Source organism: Providencia sp. PROV201 (assembly GCF_028479545.1).
Lineage (GTDB): Bacteria > Pseudomonadota > Gammaproteobacteria > Enterobacterales > Enterobacteriaceae > Providencia > Providencia huaxiensis.
Map to the genome: position 1 here is coordinate 55,788 of NZ_JAMPNW010000020.1, position 12,062 is coordinate 67,849.

At 39.7% G+C, this 12,062-nt stretch carries 6 protein-coding genes; 1 reads left to right on the forward strand and 5 read right to left on the reverse strand.

What is annotated here, in order from left to right:
• Positions 1 to 28: 28 nt before the first annotated feature.
• The gene (gene amiC, locus PR809_RS15560; RefSeq protein WP_102139953.1) at positions 29 to 1,279 is read right to left on the reverse strand and encodes an N-acetylmuramoyl-L-alanine amidase AmiC; all 1,251 of its coding nucleotides are present in this window, start codon (positions 1,277 to 1,279) and stop codon (positions 29 to 31) included.
• Positions 1,280 to 1,641: 362 nt separating this feature from the next.
• On the opposite strand from amiC, the gene argA reads away from it, so the two are divergent.
• The gene (argA, locus tag PR809_RS15565; protein ID WP_102139954.1) at positions 1,642 to 2,985 is read left to right on the forward strand and encodes an amino-acid N-acetyltransferase; all 1,344 of its coding nucleotides are present in this window, start codon (positions 1,642 to 1,644) and stop codon (positions 2,983 to 2,985) included.
• Positions 2,986 to 3,089: 104 nt separating this feature from the next.
• On the opposite strand, the gene PR809_RS15570 is transcribed toward argA, so the two are convergent.
• From PR809_RS15570 to ptrA, 4 genes are read right to left on the reverse strand one after another with little or no spacing between them, the layout of a single operon-like run.
• Positions 3,090 to 3,659, reverse strand: coding sequence for a hypothetical protein (locus PR809_RS15570; RefSeq protein ID WP_166264453.1), 570 nt, complete (start codon positions 3,657 to 3,659; stop codon positions 3,090 to 3,092).
• A gap of 53 nt (positions 3,660 to 3,712) precedes the next feature.
• Positions 3,713 to 5,560: an exodeoxyribonuclease V subunit alpha gene (gene recD, locus PR809_RS15575; protein WP_206275835.1), complete on the reverse strand. Its 1,848-nt coding sequence runs from the start codon at positions 5,558 to 5,560 to the stop codon at positions 3,713 to 3,715.
• Positions 5,560 to 9,168 (reverse strand): exodeoxyribonuclease V subunit beta, encoded by a 3,609-nt coding sequence (gene recB, locus PR809_RS15580; protein WP_206275834.1) that lies wholly within the window; start codon positions 9,166 to 9,168, stop codon positions 5,560 to 5,562. The genes recD and recB overlap by 1 nt, the downstream gene beginning before the upstream one ends.
• Complete coding sequence (gene ptrA / locus PR809_RS15585; RefSeq protein ID WP_206275833.1) at positions 9,165 to 12,062, reverse strand: pitrilysin; 2,898 nt, start codon at positions 12,060 to 12,062, stop codon at positions 9,165 to 9,167. Before ptrA ends, recB begins: the two co-directional genes overlap by 4 nt.

A 12,062-nucleotide genomic window follows, 5' to 3' on the forward strand; every position in this document is an offset into this window, starting at 1 on the left:
ATCACCTTTCTTAATCTTTTTAAATTAACTAGTTGCGGATCGCTAATGCACCACCGTTACGGAAATAAGCTTTTACTCCTTCAAAAATGGATTCTGCCATTTGCTGTTGGAATTTTGCTGTTTTTAATTTCTTCTCTTCTTCCAAATTACTAATAAAAGCGGTTTCGACTAGAATCGATGGGATCTCAGGTGCTTTAAGTACCGCGAATCCGGCTTGGTCAACTCTGTTTTTATGCAGCTTGTTAACTTTTCCCATTCGTTTTAGTACTTCGTCACCGAATTTCAAGCTGTCATTAATTGTCGCAGTTTGCACGAGATCAAACATCGTATGGTCAAGATACACATCACCACTTTTACTCACTCCGCCCACTAAGTCCGCTTCGTTTTGTGTTTGTGCAAGGTAACGAGCCGTATTACTGGTCGCGCCTTTCGTCGATAGTGCAAAAACAGAAGAGCCTCGGGCTGAACGATTAGTAAATGCATCCGCATGAATTGAAACGAATAAATCTGCCTGCATTTTACGCGCTTTCGCCACTCGGACTTTTAATGGAATAAAGACATCTTCATTGCGTGTCATATAGGAGCGCATTTTAGGATCTTTATCTATCAGTGCTTTTAGCCGACGTGCGATCTGTAAAACCACATCTTTTTCACGCGTTTTATATTTGCCGATCGCACCGGGGTCTTCGCCACCATGTCCTGGGTCGATCATAATAATAATTGGGCGATCCGTCCCTGCTTTACCCGGTTTCTTCGCTTGAGCAGGCATGCTCTCCTCAAGATCACCTTTATTATAATCCTCAAGTAATGCCAATAGAGGATCATCATTGGTGTCAACGCCTTTACCTGGATAAAAATCAAGAACTAAGCGATGCTTAAATTCCGCAACAGGGGCCATCGAGAAGAATTGAGGACTGACTTTATTTTTAACTTCAAATACCAAGCGAACCGTTTTCGGATCAAATTGCCCAACTCTAACTAGTTTAAGGTAGGGATCACGTGTTTGAATTTGAGTTCCCATATCCTTCAATACATTATTTAACTGCACCCCTTCAAGATCGACCACAATACGCTCAGGGTTATTAAGCACAAACTGACGGTACTTCAATGGAGTACTAGATTCCAATGTAACTCGTGTATAGCTCGATGCTGGCCAAATGCGCACAGCCACCACGCTGCTACTCGCAGAAAAACCGAATGGGCTAATGCTCAGTAACATAACTGCTGCTGCGCCTTGAATAAAACGACGCTTCGATGGGTTGTGATCTTGGTGACTCATCAATAATTCCGAACCTAGAACTGAGAAATAAAGTGATTTTAGGATAAATGCTAATAGTTAGCCTTGAAATACGCACTCTAACTAATCATTTGCACTCTGTCATTAAGAATATATCAAAGCATCTATAGAGTTACAGACATGAGTATAACCTAATCATACTGAGAGAAAATATTTGTGAGTGACTTTCTGTGTCAATTTTATGCAATTTAGTTTTCATAGAGTATATCGAGTTAAATTTAGAGATATGTAAATGTAAAAAATAAAAATGTTACTTTTTTTATCCCATCTTTTACTTGATATTTACCGACAAAAAGAATAAAAATACATTATTAACGAATAAAAATTCAATTAGGAGGGTTGTTATGAAAGAGCGCAGCACCGAGTTGGTTGATGAGTTTCGCCATTCGGTTCCTTATATAAACGCCCACCGCGGCAAAACATTTATTATTATGCTTGGTGGTGAAGCGATTGCGCATGAAAATTTTCCTAGCATTGTCAATGACATAGGATTATTGCATAGTTTAGGCATCCGAATTGTTGTCGTTTATGGCGCTAGGCCTCAAATTGAGGACATTTTAGCAGAGCATAAATATGATGCGGTTTATCATAAACATACTCGCGTCACCGATGCGAATACTCTTGAATATGTAAAGCAAGCTTCTGGCGCTTTACAATTAGATATCACGGCTCGGTTATCTATGAGCTTAGGTAATACCCCGCTTCAAGGCGCACACATTAATGTGGTTAGTGGCAATTTCGTTATTGCCCAACCTCTGGGCGTTGACGATGGTATTGATTATTGCCACAGTGGAAGGATCCGTCGTATTAATGAAGAAGCCATTAATAATCAATTAGATAATGGTTCTATTGTACTAATTGGGCCGGTTGCCGTCTCAGTCACAGGGGAAAGTTTTAATCTGACCTCTGAAGAAATTGCCACTCAATTAGCAGTAAAAATGAAAGCGGAAAAACTGATCGGTTTTTGCTCCTCACAAGGTGTAGCAGACAAAGAAGGCAATATTTTGTCTGAATTATTCCCAAATGAAGCAGAAAACCGCATCCAAGAACTTGAATCTGAAGGTGATTACTATTCAGGAACTGTGCGCTTTTTACGCGGAGCCGCAAAAGCTTGCCGCCGAGGCGTCCGCCGTAGCCACCTATTGAGCTACCAAGAAAATGGCTCGTTAATTCAAGAGTTATTCTCTCGTGATGGTATTGGTACCCAAATCGTCATGGAAAGTGCGGAACAAATCCGCCGTGCAAACATTAATGATATTGGTGGAATATTAGAGCTTATTCGCCCATTAGAGCAACAAGGGATTTTAGTTAGACGTTCACGTGAGCAATTAGAAATGGAAATTGATAAATTTACCATTATTGAACGTGATAACTTAGTCATTGCTTGTGCAGCGCTTTACCCTTACCCAGAAGAAAAACTAGGTGAAATGGCTTGTGTCGCTGTTCATCCTGATTACCGAAGTTCATCTAGAGGAGAGGAGTTACTGCACCGTGTTGCTGTACAAGCAAAACAATTTGGTTTAGATAAACTATTTGTCCTGACAACTCGTAGTATCCATTGGTTTCAAGAGCGTGGTTTTACCCCCGCGGAGATTGAGATGTTACCAATGAAAAAGCAGGCTTTATATAACTACCAGCGTCGCTCTAAAATATTGATTTTAGACCTAAAAAACCAAGCTGATAAGTGAATATTAGAGTCTTCAGCATAATTACTGTTTCGTCACTGACTTTAGCCCCAAACTATACAAGGATGCATAGTTTGGGTCGTAGCTTTAAAACTACGGAATAGCCGTTAAGCTATCTGAATAACTCTAGCTTTCTCACACAAAGGAATGGAATCTAAATGTGGTTGAATTGCCGCTTTCATCTCAGCGAAAGATGTACCATAAAAATAGAATGCGGTTTCTGTCGGGCCATCCCAAACGCCATGAATGCTCCCAATATCTTCCACAGCATCATCTAGAATATCGAACACTTCACTGATATCCCCGTTTTCATAAACGTCATCCGCGAGTTCTGTCCCGTTGAAATAAATAGCCATACCTTCATCTGAACCAAAATCGATTCGAACATCTTCCCCATGAATAAATAAACGAGAGCCTTTTGGAGCTAACATTGAAGAAAAAAGTTGAATAATTAAACTGATATTTTCGTCACTCGCCTCTTCAAGTGCTATTTCTATATCACATTCCTGCGCTTCACCATTATCACCTAATAATGTCCCACCACCTGTGACATGGATATTTTTATCCATGCTTTTCATGACTTCATTAAATGCATCTTCTAAGTCACCACGCCTAATAGGCTCAAGCCTTGCATTTAATGTTACTGTAATTGCCGTCATTTCTTGCTGGTTATCCATCTCATTACCTTTACTTTAGGGTGAATTATTCACGTAACTTACAAATAAGTTAGTTACATTAATTGGGTCGCTAAACCGCTCCGTCGCTTAGTTGGCGTTTCAACGGCTCGACGTAATACTTTTGGGCTACCGTAAAGAGATAGCTCTTTTTTAGCTCGAGTTATTGCTGTATACACAAGCTCACGTGTCATCACTGGAGAATATACATTTGGTAAAACCAATGCGGTATGAGCAAACTCCGAACCTTGTGATTTATGAACAGTCATTGCATAAGCTGTTTCATGCTGTGGAAGCCGGTTAGGTTGTACTCCACGAATAGTCCCATCTGGAAATTGGAAATAGGCTCTCAGTGCATTTTCTTCATCTGGTAAAATGATGCCTATATCCCCATTAAAAAGTCCTAATGGGCTATCATTACGACTAATCATAATTGGTCGGCCTGCATAGTGTTTATTCAATAAATTATATGGGCGGTTTATTATCCCTTGCCTATGAAATAATTTTTCTAATTTATCGTTAAGGCCAATAACGCCAAAAGGCCCTTCCCGCAGAGCCGTTAGTAACCGATATTGGTTAAATTTTTTCAGAACTTGCTCAGGATCTTCTTTATCTTTAACCGCAAGTAGATATTCCTTATAATTTTCAGCGGCATCTAATAAAATTTTCGCGTAATCATCCGCTGTTTCTTGAATATAACTATGCACATCTGGACGTTGTTGATTTAGTAATTGTTGAACTCGAGAAACATTCCCTTCATTTACAGCAAAAGCGAGTTGGCCAATCCCTGAGTCTGCAGAAAAACGGTAGCTTTTACGCAATAAACATAGGTTATCACGAATAATTGGGCCGTTTGGTGATGCATAAGCTGCAACTGAATATCCTGTTAGCGCCGAAAGTTGAGATGCCCTTTCCACACTATAACCGTTATCAGCAAACTGACAAATATCCCCTAACACAGCACCCGCTTCGACAGAAGCAAGTTGATCTTTATCACCTAGAAATATTAATTTTGCATTTTCAGGCAGTGACTCAAGTAATTTACTCATCATGGGTAAATCTACCATTGAGGCTTCATCAACAATGAGTACATCAAGAGATAAACGGTTGTCTCGGTTATAACGAAACTGCTGACTTTCAGGTTGAGCCCCTAATAAACGGTGTAATGTTTTTGCATGATTAGGCAAAACAGCGCGTTCTTCATCGGTTAAAGGCATCTTTTTCATCGCTTCACCAAGAGATTCCGTCAACCTAGCTGCCGCCTTACCAGTTGGAGCAGCCAGCTCTATTCTAATTTTGTGGTGAAGTTTGGTTTCAAGCTTAATTAATGCGGCAAGGATACGTGCAACCGTTGTTGTTTTTCCCGTCCCTGGCCCCCCTGATATGATTGACACCTTGCTGGTTACGGCAACTGCTGCTGCAATTTTTTGCCAATCAATATCATCAGTAGTAGGAAATAAATTATCTAGTACTTCCTTGATTTGGGCATTATTTTGCTTTTCTATTGATGTGTTAGAGAAAAACTTTGCAACATATTGCTCATATTGCCACATCCGTTGAAAATATAAGTATTCCCCTGAAAGTATTAAAGGCGAGATCTGGTTTTCTGTTGATAGCGACACTGCATTTGCTTGTTTGAGCGTTTGATAAAGTACTTGTTCGCTCGGCTCTCCCATTTTTTGCCAAAATTCAGCGGCTAATTCAGGATGCCTTCCTGCAAATAACTTTTCAGGTACAACATCTGCCAATGCTAAGCAAACGTGCCCAGCCATAGTTTCTGCGCTAAGAAGTGCGGCAATCATAAGCACTATCGGGTGCTTATCATCAGAAATACTGTAAGCAAATTGCACATCAAGAGGTGTAAAGATACGTAGCTCAATAGCCTGATTAAATAGGGATTTCATTAAGCGGGTTCCCCTTGTTGAACATTTTTAAATAAGCTATCTAACGCTTCAATAAACGCTTCTATAGGGCGATAAAAGAAAATACCGTTACTGGAGTTAACATCATCTACCCCCCTTAGAAATAAATAATAGACACCCCCAAAATGGGTTTCATAATCATAATTAGGCATTCTTTGCTTTAGGTAACGATGTAACGCCAACGAGTATAGTTGATATTGCAAATCATAGCGGTGGTCTATCATCGCTTCAGCCATCGCTTCTTGAGTATAAAAGCTAGCGTCTTCCCCTAGATAATTTGACTTATAATCAAGAAGGTAAAATTTACCTTTCCAGTAAAAGGTGAGGTCAATAAACCCTTTTAAAATTCCCTGAACTTTCTCAAAACTTAGTGGAGGACAACGTTGTGATAATGGATCATATTGATGTGTTATCTTATCTAAATGGCCTGCACTCAACATTGACTCAATAGGGAGATAAAACTGCATCTCATCTAATTGGTCTTGAGGCCGTAAAGCAGATAAACATAACCCGTCTTCTGATAGTGGTGCATGTACAATTGCGTGTAGCCATTCTTGCAGCATTGGCGCCCACTGTAAGTCGAACCCTGAGGATTCAAGTTTTTCAGCCAACCATTCTTGAGAAACTGGTTCACTAAAATCAATCTCTTCCATTAAGCTATGTAAAAATGTTCCTGGTGACGCACCTTTAGGAAATTGATGAGGAGTTAGGGACAAAGACTCGTCTTCCTGCTGCTCTACATCAACACTAGCCTCAATATCCATATTTGGGGCTAATGAATTCGCAAATTGCAATGCTGAAACTGATTCTTCTGCTTCAGTATGGCTTGAACCGTAACTTAACCCCGAATAGCTAGTAACACGCCAGTGGTCATTAAAATGACGAGTCACTGCTCTTGCGGATAAGTTTACACGATCATTTTGTTCTAATAATACGCGTTCCGACTTAGGTTGATTAATCACTGCAACATCAATAACGTCATTGCTAATTTCAGCCAACATCTCATTTAAGAGTTGGTAATCACCAGCTTGCCCTTTTTGGATAACGTAACCCAGTGCAGATAAGTGTAAATCGGTTTCACCACTTTTTTTCCTGTTACCTTTAATTAATGGTGCAATACCGACACTACAGTGATAAATAGCCCTTGTGAGTGCCACATATAATAAACGTAGGTCTTCTGCCAAGCGTTCTTCGTCAGCTAAAGCGACATTTTCTTCGCTATCATTTAAATCTAGCCGTACCCCATAATCTGTTCTGTCGTGATATAAGCCTTTAGATTGAGGTAAAAAATTGCTCGCAAAAGGCAGCCATACAATTTTGTATTCAAGGCCTTTAGATTTATGTATGGTACTGATCTGCACCAAATGTTTATCACTTTCAAGACGCATTTGCTGTGCGTCAGATTGATGATCAGGATGGGCTATTTGTTGCGCTAACCAACGGATTAGTGTGTGCTCACCTTCAAGTTGTAATGACATTTCTTGCAGTAATTCACCAATATGCATCACATCCATCAAGCGACGCTCTCCGTCGGTGCCTGATAATAATGTTTCTGCAATTTTCCTCTGCGCCATGACCATTCTAAGCATGGGGAGCACGCCTCGTTTTTGCCACACCACGGCATAACGAGCAAATTCATCTACAATTTTTTCCCACGACCTTTCATCATGGTTTAGGTCATCAATTTGTTTAGCGGTTAAACCCAATATTCCTGTCGCCAATGCACTGCGCAAAACACGTTCTTTTTCAGGTGTTAAAACTGCCTGTAGTAACCACAATAAATCCCTAGCTTCTGACGTTGAAAATACACTCTCCCGATTAGATTGAAACACCGAAGGGATATTTAACCGATTTAAAGCATCACGAATTAATACGGCTTCGCGCCGACTGCGCACCAACACAGTAATATCCGAAGCTTCGACAGGAGTATGCGTTCCTTTATTGTCAAAATAGCTACTACCTTGCAAGCCACCTTGCAAGTATTGTGCGATTTGTACTGCACATTGTGAAGCTGTTGCTTGCTCATATTCAGCAACGGAGACACCTTCTTCTTCCATTTTCCAAAATGTAAGCGCGTTGACTTCTTCACCATTATGGATAAGTTTTCTACCGCTATTTTGCTTAGCGAAATTAACGGGTTGAAAAGGAATTTGTTCAAAAATAAAAGGTGACTGACAATGGCTAAATAGATGATTAATAGCTTCAACCATATTTTGTGATGAGCGATAATTAGTCTCTAATGTATAGTGAGCGCTAACTTCATTTTTTGCTTCAATGTAAGTGAAAATGTCAGCGCCTCGAAAAGCATAAATAGCTTGTTTAGGGTCGCCAATAAAAAGTAATGCGCTGTCATTAACTTCTCGATAAATTCTTTGGAAAATACGATACTGCTGTGCATCCGTGTCTTGAAATTCATCTATCATCGCAACGGGAAAACGTTGGCTGATAGCTTGAGCTAAAAACTTTCCACTCTCTTGAGCAAGAGCACTATCTAAACGGGTCAATAAATCATCAAATCCCATTTCACCACGGTTATGTTTTTCAAAACTAATCGCTGACCTCACCTCTGAAATTGCCAGTGGAATAATTAGATCTTTTAGGGTTAATGATTGAGAAAGTAGCTCATCTATTCTTTGGAAAACAACATGCTCTGGCCCTGAGCCACTTTTTGATTTTTTATGTAGTACCGTTTGTGAGAAGCGTTCAAGATCTTTAGGCAGCTGATAATCTTCTGTTTCTTCTTGAGCCCATTCGCCAATTTTTATCAACCATGCGGGTAGAAAACGAGTACTATAACTTCGTTTATCAACATCTGACTCAGCGATGAGTTTCTCAAAATCCGCTGAATTTTCTAACCATGCCGTTTTAACTGACTCAATTAACAAGATTAGCCGCTGATGCCGTTCTTCTAGAGTTTCTACTTGTTTCGGTTGGTTAATAATTAAAGGAATATCACCCTGTAAGAAAGGTTTAATCTCCGAAAGCAATGCTTCGGGACTATTCCACAGTGACTGAATGACTCTTGTCATGGAGTAATTCAGAGGATAAAAATGACGGCGCCAAAAGTCTGCACAGGCTTGTTTTTGAATCGGAGATTCATCTTGAATCATTGTTTGTTCGAACAATACTCCCGACTCAAATGCATTATGAACTAGCATTCTTTGGCAAAAACCATGGATAGTATATATCGCCGCTTCATCCATTTGCCTTTCCGCTGCCTGCAGCCATTGCGCAGCGAATTTTCTTTGGGACTCCCCCGAAAGCTCGGCTAATAATTCAAGATACTCAGGCTGCGACTCGAAACCAACACCATTTCTTAAGCAAACTAAGCGCATGTCATGAATACGTTGACGAATACGTCCCCGTAACTCATTCGTCGCAGCCTCAGTAAATGTCACAACTAAAATCTCTTCAACACTTAACGGCCTAGGAAACGCATTAACGCCTCCCAGACCTAGTAAAAGCCGCAGATAAAGTATACCAATTGTGTATGTTTTACCCGTTCCTGCAGATGCTTCAATTAACCGCTGTCCACACAGAGGCAATGAAAAAACATTCAGTAATTGGGACTTTACCTGCACTTTATTCACTCAGCATCTTCCTTTATTGGTAAAATCTTTTGCAACTGAGAAGCTGTCGAGTAAAGCACCCAATCTTTCAGATGAGCATACCCCACTTTAGTATCAACTCCTTGGCCTATAACTTGGGAGCTAACTGCTAATCCTTTGTGCTTTATAACCGCATTTTCATAATACTCGATGACTTGTTCTTTCGTTGCGGTCCCTAAAGTTGCAATAACTTTTTCACGTGTATCAAAACTGAAAATATTTCTAGAAAAATCAGATGAGTAACGGCCTACTTCCTCATAGAATGTTTGAGGTGGTTGGTTCATCTCTGTGATAATAGACTGTTTATATTGATTAAACTCATCTATCGGTAGTTTTTTCAGTTTCTCTAATGCTTGAAGATAAAATTGTTGGTAACGAGTATTTAAGTAACTCGGGGTTTTAGCATTACTTTGAATTAAAAAGCCCATTCCCCACTGATCCCCCAGCCCTGCTTTAAAAGCAAATACTGCGTAACCCAGTTGCTCATTGGTTCTTAATTGGTCATAAAACCAAGGCTGAATCACTTTAGAAAGAATACCTGATAATACTGCACCATCAATGCGGCTATAACCGTCTGGGATAAAGATTTCAGCAAGTGCGTTATCTGAGCTATTCCCCTGTTTGTGGAAATCTGCTAGGTAATTTTTGTCAATAACGACAATGTCACCACGCCACCAATTGGTACCTTCGCTCTTTAATAATTGCTGTGCATCTTTAATAGTTTTAATGCTTTGCGATTCAGTCATATTACCAAAGACCAGCGCTTGTAATGCGGCACTTTTAACTACCATTTCACGGTAGTTAGTGATGTCCTGCAATGAAATTTTATCTAGCTCGGCTAAACGCTGTTCTTGCTCAAAATAAGGCACACTATTAATACGCTGAAGCGGTTGCATGGCCAGCTCATAAGCTTTCGCATTATTAGCAACTTCAATTTGCTCTTTATACCAAGACTTCGCTTGAGCTAACTCTTGTTCCGTTGGCTCAAAATTCAGGTATAGCTTTGTCATGGATAAAAAGAGTTCAGGTAAATGTTGGGTGTAACCACTAGCATTTAATTGCAGACCGATTCCCTGAGAAACAGAGACAGACATGCCAGCTACAGATGCCTGATATTGCAGTTCATCCATTTTCAATGAAGCGATATATTGTAATAAAGAGCCCGTGACTTGTTGCTTAGCGTCTTTGTCACCTTGGTTAGAACGTAATGATAAGGTGATACTCGCCTTTGGCTCATCTGCAAAATATTGACTTGGCATATATAACACACGTGTATTGCCATCTTGATAGATGAACTCGGGGTGTTTATAAGCCTTATCAGTTTTAATTAGTGATAAATTATCAGCAATATACGGGTTTAAAGCAGGCAATTTAAAATTCATTTTAGATTCTAAACTTGCCCAGATTTTAAATTGTTTTGCTGTGATTTTATTAACTTGATACGGTGCATCAACAAAGTAGGCTTTTTTGTTATTCGGTTCATTTGGACTAATAAACCAAATTCTCGCCTCTTGCGCAGTGAGCTCTGATAAACGCTGTTTAATCGCTTCAGGGTCATACTTATCAGCAATGTAATCTGAGTCAAGAACATGATTAACTGGAACATCAATCATTTGGTCTGATAACCATTCAATGTAGTTCATGTCCCTGACAATTGAACCATAACGGAATGATAAATTAAGAACTTTTGCTATTTCATCAAAGTAGCTTTTATTAACTCCATCATTCTTAATTAACTCAATATAAGAAAAGATAGCTGCGATAATTTCGTCTCTTTCCTGTAACCCTTTATCTGTCAGCGTGACATAAATAGAGAATGAGCCATAGTTTCTATCTAAATTTGGAGTGGCAGAGGCGCTGATACCTTCAGCAAGCCCTTGCGATATTAACCAATCCGCCAATGTTCCTGGGCTTCTATTACCAATTAAGTAACTAATATAGTTGTCACTTTTACTGCGAAAATCTGCCATATTATTTTTTATGCTAAATTCAATTTGTATGGCTTTTTGTGGTTGAGCTGGCACATAATGAATAATAATGCCTTTTTCATTATCCGTTACCGCAGGGGTATTAACAGCCGGAACACTGGCATTAAAATTAGGTATACGCCCAAATGTTTCCTGTGCAATATTCGCTAATGACTCAATAGATTGGTCGCCATAAAGCACTGCATTCATTAGGTTTGCAGAATAATACTGCTTATAAAAACCCACGAGCTCATCTTGTAGTTTGCTATTAGGTTTATCTTTCAGAGTCTCTAAATTCCCCCCAGAAAAGCGTGAGTTCGGGTGTAATGGGTTCAATGTTTCAGAACGTACTTGCCATATACGCATCCCGTCACGAGAGCGTGCCATTGTAAGTTCTGCATTAACTGCATTACGTTCTCTGTCCGCATTAATCGGGTCTAAAAGTGGCTCAGCTAATGCATCTGCAAGCCTATCCGTCGCTTCTTTTAGTGCTCCATTTTCAACTTCAAAGTAATAAGCAGTACGATGAGAAGCGGTACTTGCATTATGGCTACCACCGTGTTTTTGCAAAAATTCAGAGAAACTACTTGGCTCTGGGTACTTTTTGGAGCCCATTAAAACCATATGCTCTAAATAATGAGCCAACCCTAACTGGCTATTTGGGTTTTCAATACTACCAACAGGTATCGATACCGCAGCCAATGATTTTGTTGCTTTGGTATCTGATACTAATAAAACCGTCATATCATTACTGAGTTTGATGGCTTTGTATTCCCTAGGGTCACTTTCACTTTTATTTACTGTTTCAGGCAAAACTTGCCAAAGTGGTTGTGCTGCAACCGCTTGGCCACCGAAAAAAATTATCAGTAATAAAAATAGATGAGCGATATTTTTGGATAAATATTGCAT